Below are 20757 nucleotides of genomic sequence, written 5' to 3'. Positions count from 1 at the left end.
CAAGATGAGATTTCCTTTTACTTCGGTAAGTAAGATCCCTGAAAGATGATCAGGTAGATAGGTTCGAGGTGGAAGCATGGCGACATGTGGAGCTGACGAATACTAATCGATCGAGGACTTAACCCAACAATAAGTAAATGTATGAACGGTAGGAATTCTTGATATGAACACATTATCTAGTTTTGAAGGATCAACCTTCAACTGAATATGTCTGGTAATGATGGCGAAGAGGCCACACCCGTTCCCATACCGAACACGGAAGTTAAGCTCTTCAGCGCCGATGGTAGTTGGGGGATCTCCCCCTGTGAGAGTAGGACGTTGCCAGGCAAATGGAAGAAACCAGTGCTTATTAATTTAGGCGCTGGTTTTTTTGTGTTGTTTTGGGTTTTGGTGGTGGATGGTTGGTGCTGTTTTTGTTTGTTTATGTCGAATGCCCGTTATATTATCCGACATCGCGGATAAAACGAAAACTTCGCGGATAAATCCAAAACTTCGCGGATAAAAATAAAATCAAAGCTGGCTTGATCGAAAGCAAAGATTTAGAGTGATTAAGACCAACATCAGAGCTATAAAGACAATATGGTGGCAAATTTCCCGTTGAGATTGTCATTATCAAGGCTATAAAGACAATCTCGAAGTAAATTTCCCTTCGAGATTGTCATCATCAAGGCTATAAAGACAATCTGGAGGTAAATTTCCCGTTGAGATTGTCATTATCAAGGCTATAAAGACAATCTCAAAGTAAATTTCCCTTCGAGATTGTCATCATCAAGGCTATAAAGACAATCTCGAAGTAAATTTCCCGTTGAGATTGTCATTATCAAGGCTATAAAGACAATCTCGAAGTAAATTTCCCGTTGAGATTGTCATTATCAAGGCCATAATGACAATCTCAAAGCAAATCTCCCGTTGAGATTGTCATCATCATCATCATCGAGACTATAAAGGCAATCTAGCCCCCCCATCCCAACCAATCCCCCCTCTCTTCCATTTCTTTTGAACAATTTTGACCAATTGACGTTTAGAGATATCACAAAAGTGGAATTCTGTTTGGGAGGAAGCTTTTTGCAGGGTAATTCCGGAGTTCTCCCGCTACTGCTTCTTCTACTTCTATTTCCTACATATATAGACGAATCAACACTATGAAACGTAAAGCATGACAGTTTTTAGCGAAAGGTTATCTATTGAAATTTTTTTCAAGGTCTTATATATTTTACATATAGTCAAAGATAGTCAAGGTCAGATAGGAGGATAGCATGAGAAACATATCTGATGTCATTGAACAATACTTGAAACAAGTGTTGGAGGGGAGCAGGGAGAATTCTGCGGAGATAAAAAGAAGTGAGATTGCTGATAAGTTTGAATGTGTGCCTTCTCAGATCAATTATGTGATAAATACGAGATTTACAATTGAGCGGGGATATTTGGTGGAAAGCAAGCGTGGTGGCGGTGGTTATATCCGTATTATCAAGATCAAGCCGCATGATCATTTGCAACTAATCGACCAGATCATGGAGTTAATAGATGTGAGAGTTTCACAGGCAAGTGCGGAAGATGTTATCTATCGTCTGGTGGAGGAGAAGGTGATTTCCGCTCGGGAAGCGAAGATAATGGTAAGTGTGATGGATCGATCCGTTTTGTATTTGGGGTTGCCTGAAAGAGATGAATTGCGGGCGAGGATGTTGACCGCAATGCTGACCACTCTGAAGTATCGGTAGGGGGGATATAAATGGTATGTCAGGAATGTCATGAGCGTCCAGCCGCTCTTCATTTTACGAAAATCATCAATGGGGAAAAATCTGAAATACACATATGTGAGCAGTGTGCACAGGAAAAGGGCAGCATGTCGATGTTTACTGGCGGCTCCGGTTTTTCCATCAATAATTTAATTGCCGGGCTGTTGAATACGGAACAGGCGATTCCTAATCCGAAACAAGAGGAGATTGAGCCTAAGAAAGTGTTACAGTGTGAGCGATGTAAGATGACCTTTCCACAGTTCACGAAGATTGGCCGGTTTGGTTGTTCTGAATGTTATCATACGTTTTCCGAAAAGATGCAGCCTATATTAAAAAGGTTGCATAGCGGAAATACCGTGCACGCCGGGAAGATCCCGAAAAGAATCGGTGGCAGCTTGCATGTGCGAAAAGAGATTGATTCCCTGAAAGAGGAATTACAGGAGCTTATCAAACAGGAAGAATTTGAAAGCGCGGCGAATACTAGAGATAGAATCAGAGAGTTGGAAAGGCAACTGAGTGAAAAAAGAGAGGGGGAGCAGTAGATGTCTCTTGAACACTTTTTAAATAATGCGGTGAGTTCTTGGATGAAACAAGAGGGACCAGACTCAGATATCGTCTTGAGCAGCCGGGTGAGGTTGGCGAGGAATCTGGAAAATATGCAGTTTCCCACAGTGGCGAGCAATGAGGAAGCGCAGAAGATTGTCGATGTGATGAAGCAGCATTTTGGGGAAAAAGCGTTTCAGGATCTTGGAGAACTGGAGTTCCTTGTTATGGAGGAATTAAATGCGCTTGAGAAGCGGGTGCTGGTAGAAAAGCACCTTATCAGTCCACAACTGGCAGAGGATTCGGCATTTGGTGCATGTTTGTTATCACCTAATGAAGAAGTGAGCATTATGATAAATGAGGAGGACCATATAAGGATTCAATGTTTGTTTCCCGGACTGCAGCTGAATGAGGCATTGCAGGTGGCCAATTCATTGGATGACTGGATAGAAGAGAAGATTGATTATGCGTTTGATGAAAAACGAGGATACTTAACAAGCTGCCCCACAAATGTTGGTACGGGGCTACGGGCTTCCGTCATGATGCATCTTCCAGCGTTGGTGCTGACCCAGCAGATGAACCGGATTGTTCCGGCAATCAATCAATTGGGATTGGTTGTTAGAGGAATTTACGGGGAAGGCAGCGAAGCTTTAGGGAACATCTTTCAGATTTCCAACCAGATGACACTAGGAAAGTCGGAAGAGGATATTGTCCAAGACCTTATGAGTGTCGTGCAGCAACTAATTACGCAGGAGCGCTCGGCCCGAGAAGCATTAGTTAAAACTTCGAACATACAATTAGAAGATAGGGTTTTTCGCTCATACGGGTTGCTGGCGCATAGCCGGGTCATGGAAACGAAAGAGGCGGCAAAATGTTTGTCCAATGTCCGGCTCGGTATAGATTTAGGATATATCACCGACATTTCCAGATCTATTTTAAATGAATTAATGATATTGACCCAACCAGGGTTCCTCCAGCAGTATGCGGGGGGACCATTAAAGCCAAATGAAAGAGATGTTCGCAGAGCGAGCTTGATTCGGGAAAGAATGCGATTAAAGAGATAAATTATTCGGGAGGCGATTGGATATGATGTTTGGTCGATTTACGGAAAGAGCACAAAAAGTATTAGCATTAGCACAAGAAGAGGCATTGCGCCTAAGCCATAATAATATCGGAACGGAGCATATCCTGCTTGGATTGGTCAGAGAAGGGGAGGGCATTGCCGCAAAAGCACTGATCGCCCTTGGTCTGGGACCTGAGAAGATCCAGAAGGAAGTGGAGAACCTGATCGGCAGAGGGCAGGACAGTGGACAGTCCATTCCTCACTACACTCCAAGAGCAAAGAAAGTGATTGAGCTTTCCATGGACGAAGCACGTAAACTGGGACACTCCTATGTGGGAACGGAGCATGTCTTGCTTGGTCTTATCCGCGAGGGGGAAGGCGTGGCGGCACGTGTTCTGAACAACTTGGGTGTAAGCTTGAACAAAGCGCGCCAACAAGTGTTACAGCTGCTTGGAAGCAATGAATCTTCAGGAGGGCATCAAGGCGGAGCATCTGCCAATGTTAATACGCCTACGCTCGATAGTCTTGCAAGGGACCTGACAGCAGTTGCTCGCGAAGGAAGCTTGGATCCTGTAATCGGACGAAGCAAGGAAATCCAGCGTGTCATTGAAGTGCTGAGCCGTAGAACAAAAAATAACCCAGTGCTGATCGGGGAGCCTGGCGTAGGGAAAACCGCTATCGCAGAAGGCCTTGCACAGCAAATTGTGAACAATGAAGTACCGGAAATCCTCCGTGACAAGCGGGTTATGACCTTGGATATGGGGACAGTGGTAGCTGGGACGAAATACCGCGGGGAGTTTGAGGACCGTTTAAAGAAAGTGATGGATGAGATTCGCCAAGCGGGCAATATCATCTTGTTCATTGACGAGCTGCACACGTTGATCGGTGCGGGTGGAGCAGAAGGAGCGATCGATGCATCCAATATCCTGAAGCCATCCTTGGCTCGTGGGGAACTGCAATGTATCGGTGCGACGACATTGGATGAGTACCGTAAATATATTGAAAAGGACGCAGCACTAGAGCGCCGCTTCCAGCCGATCCAGGTGGATGAGCCGACAACGGCGGAATCCATTCAGATTCTGACAGGTCTTCGTGACCGTTATGAAGCTCATCATCGCGTATCCATTACCGATGAAGCGATCGAGCAGGCGGTTAAACTTTCCGATCGTTACATCAGTGACCGCTTCCTTCCGGATAAAGCGATCGACCTGATTGATGAAGCCGGATCAAAAGTACGACTTCGTTCCTTTACGACACCTCCAAACTTAAAAGAGTTAGAGGTAAAGCTTGAGTCTGTCCGTAACGAAAAGGATGCGGCTGTACAGAGCCAGGAGTTTGAAAAGGCTGCATCTTTAAGAGATACAGAGCAACGACTTCGTGAACAATTGGAAGAAACGAAGAAAACATGGAAAGAAAAGCAGGGGCAGGAGAATTCCGAGGTGACAGTGGAGGATATTGCGATGGTTGTATCTAGCTGGACCGGAATTCCAGTATCGAAGCTTGCGCAAACGGAAACCGATAAACTGTTGAACATGGAATCTTTATTGCACTCCCGTGTCATCGGACAGGATGAGGCGGTCAAGGCGGTATCCAAAGCCGTTCGCCGTGCACGTGCAGGATTGAAAGATCCAAAACGCCCGATCGGTTCCTTCATTTTCCTTGGACCGACAGGGGTCGGGAAAACCGAACTTGCGAGAGCCTTGGCAGAATCCATCTTTGGTGACGAGGATGCGATGATCCGTATCGATATGTCCGAGTACATGGAGAAGCATTCGACTTCCCGTCTTGTAGGTTCCCCTCCAGGATATGTAGGATATGATGAAGGTGGCCAGTTGACGGAGAAGGTACGCCGTAAGCCGTACTCTGTCATCCTATTAGATGAAATTGAAAAAGCACATCCTGATGTGTTTAATATCCTATTACAAGTATTAGAGGATGGCCGTCTGACAGATTCGAAGGGTCGTACAGTCGACTTCCGGAACACACTTGTCATCATGACCTCCAACGTAGGGGCGGATGCCTTGAAGCGTAACAAGTATGTAGGGTTTAACGTACAAGATGAGAACCAGAACTATAAGGACATGAAAGGGAAAGTGATGGATGAGCTGAAAAAAGCGTTCCGTCCGGAATTCCTGAATCGTGTCGATGAAATGATCGTCTTCCACTCCTTGGAGAAAACACACTTGAAAGAGATCGTTACATTGCTATCCGAGCAGCTGACGAAGCGCCTGAAAGAACAGGATATCGATCTGGAACTGACAGATGCAGCAAAAGAAAAGATTTCCGAAGAAGGGTACGATCCAGAGTATGGTGCAAGACCGTTGCGTCGTGCCATCCAGAAGCATGTGGAGGATAAACTTTCTGAAGAACTGCTAAGAGGCAATATTGAGAAAGGGAAGAAAATTTCCTTGGATGTAGTAGACGGAGAATTTGTTGTTCGTGATGTGGAAAAAGTAAAATAAGCTTGATAGTCGATGGTTGAGAATAGAAGTGGAGGGCAGCTCTTTAATTGGAGCTTTCCTCCTTTCTTGTATTTTCCAATGGTTTAAATTAGCGTAAATAATGTGTAATAAGGTATCATAAAAGAAGGAAAACAATGGTATTTTTATTATGCTCTTTTCATAAAGATTATTGTTAACATAGAAAGGATTTTTGGATGGCAAAGCGTAAGACAAAGTTTATGTGTAAAGAATGCGGGTATGAGTCTCCTAAGTGGATGGGGAAATGCCCGGGATGCCATGCATGGAATACGATGGTCGAGGAGCTCGAGGAATCAAGGACTCCAAGGCGCGGAGGCTTTACGACATCTTCCTCCACATTGGCAAGAAAAGCGGAATCGATTACTAAAGTGGAAAATATAAAGCAGTCAAGGATCTACACCGATATGGAGGAGTGCAACAGGGTGCTCGGAGGCGGATTGGTCCAAGGCTCGCTTGTTCTTATCGGAGGAGACCCGGGGATCGGGAAATCAACTTTATTGCTTCAGGTGTGCTCTCAGTTGGCAATGAAGAAACACCGTGTCCTGTACATATCCGGAGAAGAGTCTGTTCAACAGACGAAGCTGCGTGCAGATCGCCTAGGCGTGCAGGCTGAAGAGCTGTTTGTATTATCCGAAACGGATTTTGAACTGGTGGCAAAAGCGGTCGATGACATTCAGCCTACCCTGCTTGTTGTCGATTCTATCCAGACCGTCTATCATCCAGCAGTCACCTCAGCGCCTGGTAGTGTATCTCAGGTCAGGGAGTGTACCGCGGAGTTGATGCGTATTGCGAAAACGAAGAACATCGCTGTGTTCATCGTAGGACACGTGACCAAGGAAGGATCCATCGCCGGCCCACGATTATTGGAGCACATGGTAGATACTGTGCTATATTTTGAAGGAGAACGGCACCATACATATCGCATATTGCGGTCTGTAAAAAATAGATTCGGCTCCACCAACGAAATAGGTATTTTTGAAATGAAAGAAGAGGGACTGACGGAAGTGAAGAACCCTTCTGAAATTTTTTTAGAAGAGCGCTCAAAAGGGGCTGCGGGCTCTACTGTGGTGGCATCCATGGAAGGGACACGCCCGGTATTGGTGGAAATTCAAGCACTCATTTCACCGACAGGCTACGGTAATCCTCGTAGGATGGCAACGGGTATTGATCACAACAGGGTATCCCTTATCATGGCGGTACTAGAAAAGAGGGTGGGCCTTCTGTTACAAAATCAGGACGCTTACCTGAAGGTTGCTGGAGGGGTTAAACTCGACGAACCGGCAATCGATTTGGCAGTAGCGGTGAGCATCGCCTCCAGCTTCCGAAACCAAACGTCAGAACCGACGGATGTGGTAATTGGCGAAGTAGGGTTGACAGGTGAGATCAGACGGGTTTCCCGAATTGAACAACGCGTTCAAGAAGCAGCTAAACTTGGATTCAAGCGGGTGATCATCCCAGCGAAGAACCTTGGGGGATGGACTGTTCCAAAAGAGGTTAATGTCATCGGTGTTAACACCATCGAGCAGGCTCTTCAATATACTCTAGGGGGATAGAGATGGAAGAACAACGGCAGAAAGAAAAAATCATGGCAGATACGTTACAGTTTATAGCACCAGGGACACCCATCAGGGAGGGGATCAACAACATCCTCCGCTCCCAGACAGGTGGACTGGTTGTAGTGGGTTTCAATGATAAAGTGAAAGAAATGGTGGACGGAGGCTTTTCCATCAACTGCCCCTTCAGTCCTGCCTATGTATATGAATTGGCCAAAATGGACGGTGCCATCATACTTAATGAAAAAGGCACAAAAATACTATATGCCAACGCCCAATTGACACCCAACTCCACCATCATATCCACTGAAACCGGTATGAGGCACCGTACCGCGGAACGTGTGGCCAAGCAGACCGGCTGTCTTGTCATCGCCATCTCCCAGAGGCGTAATGTCATCACCTTATATAAAGGGGATTTCCGCTATGCGTTAAGGGATATCGGAGTTATTTTCACCAAAGCCAATCAGGCAATCCAGACACTTGAAAAATATAAATCCGTGCTGGACCAAGGGATCACCAACCTTGGTGCCTTGGAATTTGAGGAACAAGTATCCTTATCGGAACTCTTACAGGTTATCCACCGGATTGAAATGGTACTTCGTATCAAAAATGAGATTCTAAGCTATATCAATGAGCTTGGCACGGAAGGGAGACTCATTCGCCTCCAAATGACAGAACTTCTTGCTCATATTGAAGAAGAGGCAATCCTTCTTATCAAGGATTATTGCGTGGATAAAGACATGGATGCATTCATGATCTTAAGAAGGTTACAGGAATTGGCCAATACGGACCTATTGGATGATGCCGTCATTTTAAAAATGCTAGGATACTCTGGTTTTATGAATCCAGATGAAATCGTCCTTCCAAGAGGGTACAGAGTCCTGCATAAGATTCCTAGACTTCCCCCGCTTGTCATAGAAAACCTTGTCTGCCGTTTTCAAAACCTGAAGCATATCATCGTCGCGACAGTGGAAGAACTTGATGATGTCGATGGGATCGGCGAAGTCCGGGCAAGAAAGATAAAAGAGGGGCTGAAGCGGATACAGGATCAGCTTCTTATCGACCGTCAAATGTAGGACGGGGAGCATCGGGAATCTTGAATGTGACAAAATCCTAACAAATGTAAATTAAAAGCTTTTTCGACGTTTTATTTAATGGAAACTGTTTATAATGAATAAAGGGAGGTGAGGCAATGTTAAGGCGTATGGTTCAAGTATTCTTTCTAATTCTTGGTGGGACATTGGGAATATTCTTTATCCCCGAGCTGTTTTCCCTCTTAAATGTAGGAGATATTCCTTTTCTTACGAAGCCTTATACTGTTGCGATCTTAGGAGCAATTATATTTTTCATCCTTACTTTTTGGTTAGTGGATTATGTAGTCGGGTTCATTAAGTGGATAGAGGAATCATTGGTGAAAGCACCGGTAACAGATGTGTTATTCGGTAGCCTGGGACTCATTTTCGGGTTGATTGTCGCCTATTTAGCGGTCATCCCCCTTGAGAGAATTCCATTTGTCAGTGCCATCTTCCCTATTTTCATTACCATTCTATTAGGATATCTCGGATTCCAGGTAGGCTTTAAGAAACGGGATGAGCTAGTGAACCTGTTCTCAATCTCATCTAAATTCGGCAAGAAGAAAGCGGTGGAGGAAGACGATTTAGACCTATCTTCTAAAAAGTTGAAAATATTGGATACCAGTGTGATCATTGATGGAAGAGTGGCGGATATCTGCCAAACTGGCTTCTTGGAAGGGACGATTGTCATTCCGAGGTTTGTCTTGGAAGAGCTGCAGCATATAGCCGATTCATCTGACGTACTGAAACGAAATCGCGGCCGACGCGGATTGGATATTTTGAACAGAATCCAAAAGGAATTAGCCATAAAAGTAGAAATTTATGAAGGCAATTTTGAAGATATTCAAGAAGTGGACAGTAAACTTGTTAAATTGGCCAAATTGACTTCCGGTGTGGTTGTGACCAATGACTTCAATTTGAATAAAGTCTGCGAGCTTCAAAGTGTAGAAGTCTTGAACATCAACGATCTCGCCAATGCGGTCAAGCCGGTCGTCCTTCCGGGTGAAGAGCTGACCGTCCAAGTCATCAAGGATGGAAAAGAGCATAACCAAGGCGTTGCATACCTTGATGACGGTACGATGATCGTCGTAGAAGAAGGGCGAGATTACATCGGCAAACATATACAAGTACTTGTTACAAGTGTCTTGCAGACTTCTGCGGGACGAATGATTTTTGCCAAGCCCAAACAACTGGAACGTGCAGCCTTATAAGTAAATAGTAGTCACCCTTACCCTCTTAAGCTATGCTTAGAGGGTATAAGTTATTTTGTGAAAAAAACAACACCCACGGGAGAGTATATAATGAATTACCAAGTAATCGTATTGGCAGCAGGACAGGGAAAGCGGATGAAAGCAGGAAAAAACAAGCAGTTTATCGAGCTTGAGGGGAAACCGGTCATCAACCATACCCTTTCCGTCTTTGAAGCAGATCCTTGGTGCAGTGAAATCAAACTAGTCATCAATGAAAGAGAAAAAGATATATTCAAAGAACTTCTTACCCAATATCCAATGCTAAAAGTAAAAGAAATGATCATTGGTGGAGAAGAGCGGCAGGATAGCGTGTATAATGGGCTTCACTCCATTCAATCGGCAGAGATAGTGCTTGTCCATGATGGGGCAAGGCCTTTTATATCTCAGGAAGTCATTCACAGCTTAGTGGAAAAAGCGTCCAAAGAAGGTGCTGCGATTGTAGGGGTTCCTGTTAAAGATACAATTAAACGTGTCAGCAAGGCGGGAGTGGTGGAACAAACAGTGGAGCGGTCAAGCTTATGGTCTATTCAAACACCACAAGCTTTTCGTTATGGCATCCTTAAAGAGGCGCATGATAAGGCAAAAACAGAGAACTACTTAGGAACCGACGAAGCAAGTCTTGTAGAACGTATCAATGTGCCGGTACACATAGTACAAGGCGAATACGAAAACTTTAAACTGACCACACCTGAAGACCTAATCCTTGCAAAAGCTTTTTTACAAAAATAATATTATGAAAATGTATCAGATTATATCAAACCGTAAACCCCTGTAGATTGGAGTGCAAGGTGTGAGACTCCGGAGGGAGGTAGCGGTAGGTTGAGACCCCCGAGCGTTGTGAGGAGGCTCAAGCATCGCCCCGCGGAAAGCGAACACCTGGAATGGAAATCTGCAGGAGTTAATCAGACTAAATACATATAAATGGAGAGGTGCACCATGTTTCGAATTGGACAAGGTTTTGATGTACATCAGTTTGCAGAAAATAGACCGTTAATTATCGGAGGAATCACCATCCCTTATGACAAGGGACTGCTTGGACATTCTGATGCAGATGTACTATTACATACAATTTCCGACGCCTGCTTAGGCGCTATAGGAGAAGGGGATATCGGGAAACACTTCCCCGACACAGATCCTGCATTCAAAAATGCCGATTCCGCTGTTTTAATGGAACAGGTATGGGCAATAGTAAAAGAAAAAGGATACACACTTGGGAATGTGGATTGTACTATCATTGCGCAAAAACCAAAGATGGCTCCCCATATCGAACCGATGCGTAAAAGGATTGCCGAACTTTTAGAAGCCGACGTGGATCAAGTCAACGTAAAAGCGACCACCACCGAAAAACTCGGCTTCACAGGCAGAGAAGAGGGAATCGCCGCCCAAGCAGCCGTCCTATTGATAAAGAGATAGTTTTTGAAAAACTTGATCTCTAGCTGCTGATTGGAGCACAGGGTGAAGACTCCGGCGCCCCGCGGAAAGCGAAACCCAGTGCGGAAATCAGCAGCGGCGTTATATAGAAAACTACACAAAGAAATAGCTACGTCTCACACAATTTTATGTTAAAATAATGCTTAGTTTTAAAAACCGTCCGGGCCCGAAAGCCGACGGAAAATGGAGGTAACAAAACATGACAGTCCGTGTACGATACGCCCCAAGTCCAACAGGGCACTTACATATAGGAAATGCCAGAACCGCACTATTCAACTACCTGTTTGCACGCAGCCAGAACGGGAAATTCATCATCCGTATTGAAGATACAGACAAAAAACGAAACATTGCCGGTGGAGAAGAGAGCCAGTTGAAATATTTGAAGTGGCTCGGTATGGACTGGGATGAAAGCGTGGATGTAGGTGGCGAGTATGGGCCATACCGTCAATCAGAACGTAATGACATCTATACCAAATTTAATAATGAACTTTTAGAAAAAGACCTTGCGTATAAATGCTATTGTACGGAAGAGGAGCTTGAAGCAGAGCGCGAAGAACAAATCGCCCGTGGAGAGAACCCTAGTTACTCCGGCAAGCATAGTAACTTAACTGAAGAAGAGCGACATGCCTTTGAAGCGGAAGGAAGAGAGCCAAGCATCCGCTTCCGCGTGCCAAAGGGAAAAGAAATCAAATTTAATGACATGGTAAAAGGGGATGTGTCCTTTGAATCAGATGGCATTGGGGACTTTGTCATTGTGAAGAAGGATGGAACACCGACATATAACTTTGCCGTAGCGGTAGATGACCATTTGATGAAGATCTCCCACGTGCTACGCGGGGATGACCATATTTCCAACACGCCAAAACAAATCATGATCTTTGAAGCGTTGGGCTGGGAAGTTCCGACATTCGGACATATGACATTGATCGTGAATGAGAGTCGCAAGAAGTTAAGTAAACGTGATGAGTCCATCATCCAGTTTATTGAGCAATATGAAGAGCTTGGCTACTTGCCGGAAGCCTTATTCAACTTCATTGCCTTGCTTGGCTGGTCTCCTGTCGGGGAAGAGGAAGTCTTCTCTAAGGATCAATTCATCGAGATCTTTGATACGGCGCGTTTATCCAAATCACCTGCCGTATTTGATACAAACAAATTAACATGGATGAATAACCAGTACATCAAAACGATAGATCTGGACCAACTTGTCGAACTGTCCTTGCCACATCTTATCAAAGCGGGACGACTGGAAGAATCCATGACAGAAGAACAACAAGCATGGGCGAAAGAACTGATCGGCCTTTACCAAGAGCAGATGAGCTTTGGGGCGGAAATCGTCGAACTGACGGAAATGTTCTTCAAAACGCATATTGAGTATGATGAAGAAGCAAAAGCTGTCTTGGCAGAAGAGCAGGTGCCAGAAGTGATGGAAGCTTTCCATAAAGAAATTGAAACCATGGAGGATTTCTCCGTGGACAACATAAAGGCCGCAACCAAGGCCGTCCAAAAAGCGACCGGACATAAAGGGAAAAAGCTGTTCATGCCGATCCGTGTGGCAACAACAGGCCAAACCCATGGTCGAGATCTACCACAAACCATCCACCTTTTAGGAAAAGATACGGTTTTAGCAAGATTATCAAAGCTAATCGGTTAACATTTTCAGTAAAACGTAATATGATAGAACTAACCTTTTTATAATGATAATAATGAACGTTAAAAAATAACTCGGATTGCTTGGTTTTCAGGCAGCCTGAGCATGAATGTAGAAGAGGAGAGTAAGAAAGGTACATCCTTCCCAGAGAGAATCGCCACCGGCTGCAAGCGATTCACGTGATGACTTTTCTGAAATGCACCTCCGAGTCTGTTGCTAAAAGGCACCAATGCCGAGTAAGTAATAGCGGCTACCTCCCGTTACGAGGCTTAAGTAGGGATGTGACCCTTTCCAAAAGGCAGTCACCATCCAAACAGAGTGGAACCGCGCCAAAAGCGTCTCTGTGTCATTGACACCGAGGCGTTTTTATTTTGGCTCTGTTAAACATCGCTGTTGATACAAAAATTAAATAATATACTTTAACAGAGCCTTTATTTATGGGATACATTACAGAGGGCAATAAGGAATGGTGGCTTAATAGTATAACCTGTCCCCCCTGTTGACTGAAGAGCAGGGAGTGAGACTCCGGCGGGAGGTAGCGGTAGACTTGAGACCCCTGAAGGAGGTTCAAGCACCGCCCACTGGATAAGCGAACTCCCAGAACGAAAGGAAACAGGGAGTTAAATTAACAAACGCAAAACGAAAGGAGGATCACTACATGTTTCGCACATTGAAGGAAGATATTGAAGTCGTATTTGAACAAGATCCGGCTGCAAGAAATCATTTGGAAGTGATCCTGACATATTCAGGTCTGCATGCCGTATGGGCCCACAGATTGGCTCACGCCTTTTTTAAGCGTAAAATGTTCTTCATCGCCAGGGTCATCTCCCAGATAAGCCGTTTCTTCACAGGGATTGAAATCCATCCGGGCGCAAAAATTGGCCGAAGATTTTTCATCGATCACGGAATGGGTGTTGTCATTGGTGAAACCTGTGAAATTGGGAATAATGTTACTGTCTTCCAAGGAGTGACGCTCGGCGGAACAGGGAAAGAAAAAGGTAAACGGCATCCAACCATACAAGATCACGCCCTGATTGCAACCGGAGCAAAGGTGTTGGGTTCCATCACGATAGGCGAGAACTCCAAGGTAGGAGCGGGATCTGTTGTACTGAAGGATGTACCAGCCAACTCCACCGTGGTGGGGATACCGGGGAAAATTGTGATCCAGGATGGGGTAAAAGTAAAAAGGGATCTGAACCATCATGAAATGCCAGATCCGACCGGAGACAGATTTGTGGAATTGGAGAAACAAATCGCCCACCTGCAAAACGAACTGATACTTTTAAAAGAGAGGAAGAAAATAGATGACCATTCATCTTTATAATACACTGACACGTCAAAAGGAAAAATTCGTCCCACTTGAAGAGGGCAAGGTCAAGATGTATGTTTGCGGACCAACCGTCTATAACTATATCCATATCGGGAATGCCAGACCGCCGATTGTATTTGATACGGTAAGAAGATACCTTGAATATCGCGGCTATGAAGTCAACTATATATCCAATTTCACAGATGTGGATGACAAGCTGATCAAGGCAGCCAATGAGTTGGGAGAAGATGTACCGACAATTGCGGATCGATTCATCGCGGCTTACCATGAGGATGTATCTGCGCTAGGTTGCAAAAAGGCAACCGTCCATCCGAGAGTCACAGAAAATATGGATATCATCATAGAATTCATTGAAGCGCTGATTGAAAAAGGATTTGCCTATGAGTCTGGTGGAGATGTGTATTACAGAACCCGCGAGTTCAAAGAGTACGGCAAGCTCTCCCATCAACCGATTGAAGACCTTCAGCTTGGAACACGCATAGAAGTAGGCGAAAAGAAGCAAGACGCGCTTGACTTTGTACTGTGGAAAGCGGCAAAAGAAGGAGAAATCCACTGGGAAAGTCCGTGGGGGAAAGGCAGACCCGGCTGGCATATCGAGTGCTCGGCAATGGCACGAAAGTACCTTGGCGACACCATTGATATCCATGCCGGCGGACAGGATCTCTCCTTCCCACATCATGAAAATGAAATCGCTCAATCTGAAGCACTGACAGGCAAGACATTTGCTAAGTATTGGCTCCATAATGGGTATATTAATATCGATAACGAAAAAATGTCTAAATCACTTGGGAACTTTGTTTTAGTACATGACATCATTCAAAAACATGATCCACAATTGCTTCGTTTCTTCATGCTGTCTGTTCATTACCGCCATCCGATCAACTACAATGAAGAGCTGCTTCAAAGCACCAAGAATGGTCTGGACCGTTTACGCACAGCATACACAAACCTGAAACACCGTCTGGATAATACAGCAGACCTTGCAACAGATGATAAAGAATGGCTACAAAAAGTAGAAGCGTTTAAAAACGAATTCATCCAAGTAATGGACGATGATTTTCATACGGCAAATGCCATTTCTATCTTATTTGACATGGCGAAACAAGCCAACCTTTACTTGAATGGGAAAAACACCTCTGAGAAAGTCTTACAAGCATTCATCACTCAATTTGAAGAATTGTTCTCTGTTATCGGAGTATCCCTTACAGTAGAAGAGGAGCTTTTGGATGAGGAAATCGAAAGCCTGATCCAGCAGCGCATCGATGCCAGAAAAAACCGAGACTTCACAAGAGCTGACGAGATTCGCGACGAACTGAAAGCAAAAAACATCATCCTCGAAGATACCGCACAAGGCACAAGATGGAAAAGAGGCTAAACCAGTAATGAGCAACAATGTGGATGCAAAGCAATTGAATAGTTTGGCGCTCGCCTATATGGGGGATGCGGTGTATGAAGGGTATATTCGCCATCATCTTTTGAAATCTGGGAAAATACGCCCAAATCAGTTGCATCGAGCAGCTACGAACTATGTGTCTGCGAAATCGCAGGCACATCTGCTTCATCAGCTGATGGATCGGGAATTTTTCAGCGATGAGGAACAAGGTGTCATCAGGCGGGGCCGCAATGCCAAATCCGGTTCCGTACCAAAGAATACGGATGTTCAAACATACCGTTATTCCACCGCATTTGAAGCACTGATTGGCTATTTATACTTACATGAAGACATAGAACGAATGGAAGAAATCGTGTTTACCTGCATAGAACTGGTAGACAGCAAGAGAGGTGAATAGAGATGACAAAAGAATTCATTATGGGACGTAACCCAGTGCTTGAGGCACTTAAATCAAATCGTGAAATCAACAAACTCTGGATAGCAGAAGGTGGTCAAAAAGGCTCTATCCAACAAGTGATCGCCATGGCGAAAGAGGCGAACGTTCTGGTGCAGTTTGTCCCTCGTAAAAAAATTGACCAGATGGTGGAAGGAAATCACCAGGGGGTTGTCGCTTCAGTAGCCGCATATGACTACGCGGAACTAGATGACCTTTATCGATTGGCGGAAGAGAGAAACGAAGACCCTTTCTTCTTGATTCTGGACGAAATAGAAGATCCGCATAATCTTGGTTCCATCATGCGTACAGCGGATGCCGTGGGTGCACATGGGATCATCATTCCAAAGCGAAGGGCTGTAGGGCTGACTGCGACTGTCGCGAAATCGTCCACCGGGGCGATTGAGCACATCCCGGTTGTACGAGTAACCAACCTTGCAAGAACGGTGGACGAGCTGAAGGAAAGAGGACTCTGGATATTCGGCACAGATGCTAAAGGAACAGTGGATTACACGAAAATGGATGGCTCCCTGCCACTTGGCCTGATCATCGGCAGTGAAGGCAAAGGGATGGCAAGGCTGTTAAAGGAAAAATGTGACTTCCTTGTATCGTTGCCAATGGTGGGAAAAGTGACGTCTTTGAACGCTTCTGTTGCTGCCAGTCTATTAATGTATGAGGTTTTTCGCAAAAGAATGCCGGCAGGAGAGTAAAGGAAAATGGATATTCTACTGGTGGATGGATATAACATTATTGGAGCGTGGCCGGAGCTGAGAGTACTGAAAGATAAGGATCTCGCGATGGCCCGCGATATCCTTATTTCGAGAATGGCAGAATACCAGGCCTACACTGGCTATAAAGTGATCGTTGTCTTTGATGCCCACATGTCCCAGGGGATAGAAACTAAGTACAAAAACCATCGTGTGGAAGTCATTTATACTCGTGAAAATGAAACCGCAGATGAAAGAATCGAAAAACTGGCCATCAGTTTAAGTGATATCCGAACGCAAATTCATGTTGCAACGTCCGATTTTACCGAGCAATGGGCAATTTTTGGACAAGGGGCTTTGCGGAAATCTGCAAGGGAACTCCTGAATGAGTCAGAGGCAATCGAAGCAAAAATAAAAAAGAGGGTAACAAAATTTACCAACGAAAAACCTTCAAAACGCATTGAATTAGACAATGAAATTTCAGCAATTTTCGAAAAATGGCGCCGAGGACAGCGATGAGTGGTTGACGGTCAATTTGCGCCTACTGTATAATATTTCTATCTACTGATTCAGCCGGAGGGATAGGTGTGATAGTGAGCGATCCAAGAAATGCCAACAGGACATTAGAGCTTATGGAAGACGAACAGATGGTAGAACTTGTGCATTTAGGTGACAGTGAAGCGCTGGATTATTTAATCAACAAGTATAAAAACTTCGTTCGCGCGAAGGCTAGATCCTATTTTCTCATAGGTGCAGATCGCGAAGATATTGTGCAAGAAGGTATGATTGGTCTTTACAAGGCAATTCGTGACTTTAAAGAGGACAAGCTAACTTCTTTCAAAGCATTTGCAGAATTGTGCATCACCAGACAAATCATCACTGCGATTAAAACGGCCACGAGACAAAAGCATATTCCACTGAATTCGTATGTATCGCTGGACAAGCCTATTTATGACGAGGAATCAGATCGCACATTAATGGATGTCATTTCCGGAGCAAAAGTGATGGATCCGGAAGAATTGATTATCAATCAAGAAGAATTTGATGATATAGAGGTGAAGATGGGCGAGCTTTTAAGCGACCTGGAAAGAAAGGTGCTTGCTCTCTATCTGGATGGACGTTCTTATCAGGAAATTTCAGAAGATTTAAACCGGCATGTGAAATCCATCGATAACGCCTTGCAAAGGGTAAAGCGCAAGCTCGAGCGATATCTGGAGCTTAGGGAAATCACATTGTGATCCACAAGTGGAAACGCATAATAAAACACAGCTTTGAGCGTTCTACTTGACATTGACTAATTATTACACCTATGTTACATTTTTATGGACATCTTTGTTCAGTTCAGGTGGTGTAACACATGCAAAGTAAGGTGGCACTTGCTTGTGCAGCTTGTTCTTCCCGAAACTATTCAACAGTCAAAGGGAAAGCACAAAGCGGCGAGCGTTTAGAGATAAAGAAGTTTTGCAAGGTTTGTAATGCTCACACCGTTCATCGGGAGACAAAATAGATCAGTATTTCTGGGGTTGGAGGTTACATGGATGGGACGTTTGACTAATTTTTTTCGTGATGTAGCTCGCGAAATGAAAAAAGTAAGCTGGCCAAAACGCAAGGAATTGACACGTTACACAATCACAGTAGTAACAACTGTATTGTTTGTTACAGTATTCTTCTGGATTGTAGACATGGGTATTTCCGAGTTGTTGCGTACTGTGATTAAATAAGTAATCTAAACTTATTCCTTTTACTCTTGAATAAGTAGTGTTATATCATGGTATAATGTAAATAATACTTTCTGACAAAAAGCCCGTTCAACGGGTTTTTTCATTTGGAAAAAAACAAGCATTCTTTACTAGTTTCAATGATTTTAAAACACTGTTGATATATTGGCCGCCCCTGTTGATTGAAGTGCAGGGTGTGAGACTCCTGAGGGAGATAGCGTTAGCTTGAGACCCCCGAGCGGAGTGAGGAGGCTCAAGCAGCGCCCCTAGGAAAGCGAACACCCGGAACGGAAATCAACAGGAGTTTTGGGATTCTTAAGATTAAGGATTTTGGTTGTCATTCATATTCATATATCAACGATATGTATAAGATTTGCTATCAGCAACAAAAAGTTACGAAAAGGGAGGGACGGACACAAGTCCTAAACAATGGAGAAAAACTGGTACGTCGTTCATACTTATTCCGGATACGAGAATAAAGTAAAAGCGAACTTAGAAAAACGAGTAGAGTCAATGGGGATGCAAGACAAGATCTTCCGCGTCGTCGTTCCTGAAGAAGAAGAAACCGACATCAAAAACGGCAAAAAGAAAGTAACAAAGAAAAAGGTATTCCCAGGTTACGTGCTAGTCGAAATCGTCATGACAGACGATTCCTGGTATGTAGTACGTAACACACCAGGAGTGACAGGTTTCGTAGGATCAAGCGGATCCGGTTCCAAGCCAACACCTCTATTGGATGATGAAATTGCATTCATCCTGAAGAGAATGGGCATGATGGAGAAGCAAGTCGAAGTAGACTTCGATCTGAAAGAATCCGTAAAAGTGACAGAAGGTCCTTTTGCAAACTTCACCGGTCATATCGTAGAACTAGACAAAGACAAGCATAAAGTGAAAGTTTTAGTGAATATGTTTGGCCGTGAAACCCCTGTGGAGCTTGACTTTACACAGATTGAAAAATTATAATGTAAAAAAACTTGAAATAGTTTCGTAAAAATGATATTATTTCAAAGGTCAGTATGTCTCTGAAATAGAGACTATTAATAAAAAAATATTCTTTATTGCATATATAAAGAATGAGTTGAGTGGGAGGGAGAAATCCCAGATACCACATCACGGACTTAAGGAGGTGTGTCTCGTGGCTAAAAAAGTAATTAAAATGGTAAAGCTACAAATTCCGGCAGCGAAAGCTAACCCAGCACCACCAGTTGGACCAGCACTAGGTCAAGCAGGTGTTAACATCATGGGTTTCTGTAAAGAGTTCAACGCTCGTACAGCAGATCAAGCTGGATTGATTATCCCTGTTGAAATCACGGTTTTTGAAGACCGTTCATTTACATTTATTACGAAAACTCCACCTGCTGCAGTTTTACTTAAAAAAGCAGCTGGTATTGAGTCTGGTTCTGGTGAACCAAACCGTAATAAAGTTGCAACAGTTAAGCGTGATAAAGTACGCGAAATTGCGGAGACGAAAATGCCAGATCTAAACGCTGCAAGCGTAGAAGCTGCAATGCGCATGGTTGAAGGTACTGCTCGTAGCATGGGTATCACTATCGAAGACTAATCCCATTGCTTTTGATTTAACTGCTGTTCAGGGTTGCGGACTTTGGTTTATGGCCAATTCGCAACCTTTATTCGTGGGAGGTTATTCCGCTAAAACCACATAAGGAGGACATTTAAAATGGCAAAAAGAGGTAAAAAGTACATCGAAGCTGCGAAACTTGTAGACCGTACAACGGCTTACTCTGTTAACGAAGCTATCGAATTAGTTAAGAAAACAAACACTGCGAAGTTCGACGCTACTGTGGAAGTTGCATTCCGCCTTGGAGTTGACCCTCGTAAAAACGACCAACAGATCCGTGGAGCAGTAGTGCTTCCTCATGGAACTGGTAAAACTCAAAAAGTCCTAGTTTTCGCTAAAGGCGAAAAAGCGAAAGAAGCAGAAGCTGCTGGAGCTGACTATGTTGGGGATGCTGACATGATCGCGAAAATCAACCAAGGTTGGTTCGATTTTGACGTAATCGTTGCTACACCAGACATGATGGGTGAAGTTGGTAAATTAGGACGCGTATTAGGACCTAAAGGCTTAATGCCAAACCCTAAAACTGGAACAGTTACATTTGATGTAACGAAAGCTGTTAACGAAATCAAAGCTGGTAAAGTTGAATACCGCCTTGATAAATCCGGTAACATCCATGTTCCAATTGGTAAAATCTCTTTCGAAGATACGAAGCTTGCTGAAAACTTCTCAACTATCTATGAGACTTTACTAAAAGCTAAACCGGCTGCTGCAAAAGGTACATTCATGAAGAACGTTGCCGTTACTTCTACAATGGGACCTGGAGTAAAAGTTGACGCTTCTACTTTCGTAGCTACCAAAAACTAACATATTGACATAAGTT

Annotated in this window: 20 protein-coding genes, 2 rRNA genes and 1 pseudogene; all 23 read left to right on the top strand. The window is 44.1% G+C overall.

Annotation, left to right across the window (positions count from 1 at the left end; genetic code table 11):
• Positions 1-126 (top strand): 23S ribosomal RNA (locus EKQ44_RS20215); the annotation flags it as partial.
• An 84-nt stretch (positions 127-210) separates the two neighbouring features.
• Positions 211-327: ribosomal RNA gene (gene rrf, locus EKQ44_RS20210) — 5S ribosomal RNA — on the top strand.
• Between the two features lie 929 nt (positions 328-1256).
• Positions 1257-1718, top strand: a complete 462-nt coding sequence (locus tag EKQ44_RS20205; protein ID WP_237665331.1) for a CtsR family transcriptional regulator — start codon at positions 1257-1259, stop codon at positions 1716-1718.
• Positions 1719-1729: 11 nt separating this feature from the next.
• Positions 1730-2278 carry a UvrB/UvrC motif-containing protein gene (locus EKQ44_RS20200; protein ID WP_237665330.1) on the top strand — a complete coding sequence of 183 codons (549 nt, stop codon included), beginning with the start codon at positions 1730-1732 and terminating at the stop codon, positions 2276-2278.
• Positions 2279-3343: a protein arginine kinase gene (locus EKQ44_RS20195; protein ID WP_237665329.1), complete on the top strand. Its 1065-nt coding sequence runs from the start codon at positions 2279-2281 to the stop codon at positions 3341-3343.
• A 22-nt stretch (positions 3344-3365) separates the two neighbouring features.
• Complete coding sequence (gene clpC / locus EKQ44_RS20190) at positions 3366-5804, top strand: ATP-dependent protease ATP-binding subunit ClpC (RefSeq protein WP_237665328.1); 2439 nt, start codon at positions 3366-3368, stop codon at positions 5802-5804.
• Between the two features lie 194 nt (positions 5805-5998).
• Complete coding sequence (radA, locus tag EKQ44_RS20185; RefSeq protein ID WP_237665327.1) at positions 5999-7375, top strand: DNA repair protein RadA; 1377 nt, start codon at positions 5999-6001, stop codon at positions 7373-7375.
• Positions 7376-7377: 2 nt separating this feature from the next.
• Positions 7378-8451, top strand: coding sequence for a DNA integrity scanning diadenylate cyclase DisA (disA, locus tag EKQ44_RS20180; protein ID WP_237665326.1), 1074 nt, complete (start codon positions 7378-7380; stop codon positions 8449-8451).
• A 116-nt stretch (positions 8452-8567) separates the two neighbouring features.
• Positions 8568-9659, top strand: a complete 1092-nt coding sequence (locus tag EKQ44_RS20175; RefSeq protein WP_237665325.1) for a PIN/TRAM domain-containing protein — start codon at positions 8568-8570, stop codon at positions 9657-9659.
• 90 nt (positions 9660-9749) lie between these two features.
• A complete protein-coding gene (gene ispD, locus EKQ44_RS20170) occupies positions 9750-10427 on the top strand; it encodes a 2-C-methyl-D-erythritol 4-phosphate cytidylyltransferase (RefSeq protein ID WP_237665324.1) in 678 nt (225 codons plus the stop codon).
• Positions 10428-10634: 207 nt separating this feature from the next.
• The gene (gene ispF, locus EKQ44_RS20165; protein ID WP_237665323.1) at positions 10635-11111 is read left to right on the top strand and encodes a 2-C-methyl-D-erythritol 2,4-cyclodiphosphate synthase; all 477 of its coding nucleotides are present in this window, start codon (positions 10635-10637) and stop codon (positions 11109-11111) included.
• Between the two features lie 217 nt (positions 11112-11328).
• Positions 11329-12780, top strand: coding sequence for a glutamate--tRNA ligase (gene gltX / locus EKQ44_RS20160; protein ID WP_237665322.1), 1452 nt, complete (start codon positions 11329-11331; stop codon positions 12778-12780).
• A gap of 631 nt (positions 12781-13411) precedes the next feature.
• A pseudogene (gene cysE / locus EKQ44_RS20155) lies at positions 13412-14101 on the top strand (serine O-acetyltransferase); the annotation flags it as partial.
• Complete coding sequence (gene cysS / locus EKQ44_RS20150; protein WP_237665320.1) at positions 14082-15482, top strand: cysteine--tRNA ligase; 1401 nt, start codon at positions 14082-14084, stop codon at positions 15480-15482. The pseudogene cysE and the gene cysS, both read left to right, overlap by 20 nt.
• A 7-nt stretch (positions 15483-15489) precedes the next feature.
• Positions 15490-15897: a Mini-ribonuclease 3 gene (locus EKQ44_RS20145; protein WP_237665319.1), complete on the top strand. Its 408-nt coding sequence runs from the start codon at positions 15490-15492 to the stop codon at positions 15895-15897.
• A gap of 2 nt (positions 15898-15899) precedes the next feature.
• A complete protein-coding gene (gene rlmB / locus EKQ44_RS20140) occupies positions 15900-16643 on the top strand; it encodes a 23S rRNA (guanosine(2251)-2'-O)-methyltransferase RlmB (protein ID WP_237665318.1) in 744 nt (247 codons plus the stop codon).
• A 6-nt stretch (positions 16644-16649) separates the two neighbouring features.
• A complete protein-coding gene (locus tag EKQ44_RS20135; protein ID WP_237665317.1) occupies positions 16650-17159 on the top strand; it encodes an NYN domain-containing protein in 510 nt (169 codons plus the stop codon).
• Between the two features lie 68 nt (positions 17160-17227).
• Positions 17228-17878, top strand: a complete 651-nt coding sequence (gene sigH / locus EKQ44_RS20130) for an RNA polymerase sporulation sigma factor SigH (protein ID WP_063558984.1) — start codon at positions 17228-17230, stop codon at positions 17876-17878.
• Between the two features lie 119 nt (positions 17879-17997).
• Positions 17998-18147, top strand: coding sequence for a 50S ribosomal protein L33 (gene rpmG / locus EKQ44_RS20125; protein WP_063558983.1), 150 nt, complete (start codon positions 17998-18000; stop codon positions 18145-18147).
• A gap of 31 nt (positions 18148-18178) precedes the next feature.
• The gene (gene secE / locus EKQ44_RS20120) at positions 18179-18361 is read left to right on the top strand and encodes a preprotein translocase subunit SecE (protein WP_237665316.1); all 183 of its coding nucleotides are present in this window, start codon (positions 18179-18181) and stop codon (positions 18359-18361) included.
• Positions 18362-18787: 426 nt separating this feature from the next.
• Positions 18788-19321: a transcription termination/antitermination protein NusG gene (gene nusG, locus EKQ44_RS20115; RefSeq protein ID WP_060666616.1), complete on the top strand. Its 534-nt coding sequence runs from the start codon at positions 18788-18790 to the stop codon at positions 19319-19321.
• 172 nt (positions 19322-19493) lie between these two features.
• The gene (rplK, locus tag EKQ44_RS20110) at positions 19494-19919 is read left to right on the top strand and encodes a 50S ribosomal protein L11 (RefSeq protein ID WP_148967032.1); all 426 of its coding nucleotides are present in this window, start codon (positions 19494-19496) and stop codon (positions 19917-19919) included.
• Positions 19920-20036: 117 nt separating this feature from the next.
• The gene (gene rplA / locus EKQ44_RS20105) at positions 20037-20741 is read left to right on the top strand and encodes a 50S ribosomal protein L1 (protein ID WP_237665315.1); all 705 of its coding nucleotides are present in this window, start codon (positions 20037-20039) and stop codon (positions 20739-20741) included.
• The last annotated feature ends 16 nt before the right edge of the window (positions 20742-20757 follow it).

This window comes from Sutcliffiella horikoshii, assembly GCF_021991925.1.
GTDB lineage: Bacteria > Bacillota > Bacilli > Bacillales > Bacillaceae_I > Sutcliffiella_A > Sutcliffiella_A horikoshii_F.
Note: the sequence above shows the minus strand (reverse complement) of the source record. Positions and strands in the feature narration are given on the sequence as shown.

Coding starts and splice junctions, on each gene's coding strand:
- disA (WP_237665326.1), top strand. CDS start 7,378: ATGGAAGAACAACGGCAGAAAGAAAAAATCATGGCAGATACGTTACAG.
- rlmB (WP_237665318.1), top strand. CDS start 15,900: ATGACAAAAGAATTCATTATGGGACGTAACCCAGTGCTTGAGGCACTT.
- EKQ44_RS20200 (WP_237665330.1), top strand. CDS start 1,730: ATGGTATGTCAGGAATGTCATGAGCGTCCAGCCGCTCTTCATTTTACG.
- rplA (WP_237665315.1), top strand. CDS start 20,037: ATGGCAAAAAGAGGTAAAAAGTACATCGAAGCTGCGAAACTTGTAGAC.
- rpmG (WP_063558983.1), top strand. CDS start 17,998: ATGCAAAGTAAGGTGGCACTTGCTTGTGCAGCTTGTTCTTCCCGAAAC.
- ispF (WP_237665323.1), top strand. CDS start 10,635: ATGTTTCGAATTGGACAAGGTTTTGATGTACATCAGTTTGCAGAAAAT.
- ispD (WP_237665324.1), top strand. CDS start 9,750: ATGAATTACCAAGTAATCGTATTGGCAGCAGGACAGGGAAAGCGGATG.
- EKQ44_RS20145 (WP_237665319.1), top strand. CDS start 15,490: ATGAGCAACAATGTGGATGCAAAGCAATTGAATAGTTTGGCGCTCGCC.
- nusG (WP_060666616.1), top strand. CDS start 18,788: ATGGAGAAAAACTGGTACGTCGTTCATACTTATTCCGGATACGAGAAT.
- EKQ44_RS20175 (WP_237665325.1), top strand. CDS start 8,568: ATGTTAAGGCGTATGGTTCAAGTATTCTTTCTAATTCTTGGTGGGACA.
- EKQ44_RS20195 (WP_237665329.1), top strand. CDS start 2,279: ATGTCTCTTGAACACTTTTTAAATAATGCGGTGAGTTCTTGGATGAAA.
- EKQ44_RS20135 (WP_237665317.1), top strand. CDS start 16,650: ATGGATATTCTACTGGTGGATGGATATAACATTATTGGAGCGTGGCCG.
- EKQ44_RS20205 (WP_237665331.1), top strand. CDS start 1,257: ATGAGAAACATATCTGATGTCATTGAACAATACTTGAAACAAGTGTTG.
- secE (WP_237665316.1), top strand. CDS start 18,179: ATGGGACGTTTGACTAATTTTTTTCGTGATGTAGCTCGCGAAATGAAA.
- gltX (WP_237665322.1), top strand. CDS start 11,329: ATGACAGTCCGTGTACGATACGCCCCAAGTCCAACAGGGCACTTACAT.
- clpC (WP_237665328.1), top strand. CDS start 3,366: ATGATGTTTGGTCGATTTACGGAAAGAGCACAAAAAGTATTAGCATTA.
- radA (WP_237665327.1), top strand. CDS start 5,999: ATGGCAAAGCGTAAGACAAAGTTTATGTGTAAAGAATGCGGGTATGAG.
- cysS (WP_237665320.1), top strand. CDS start 14,082: ATGACCATTCATCTTTATAATACACTGACACGTCAAAAGGAAAAATTC.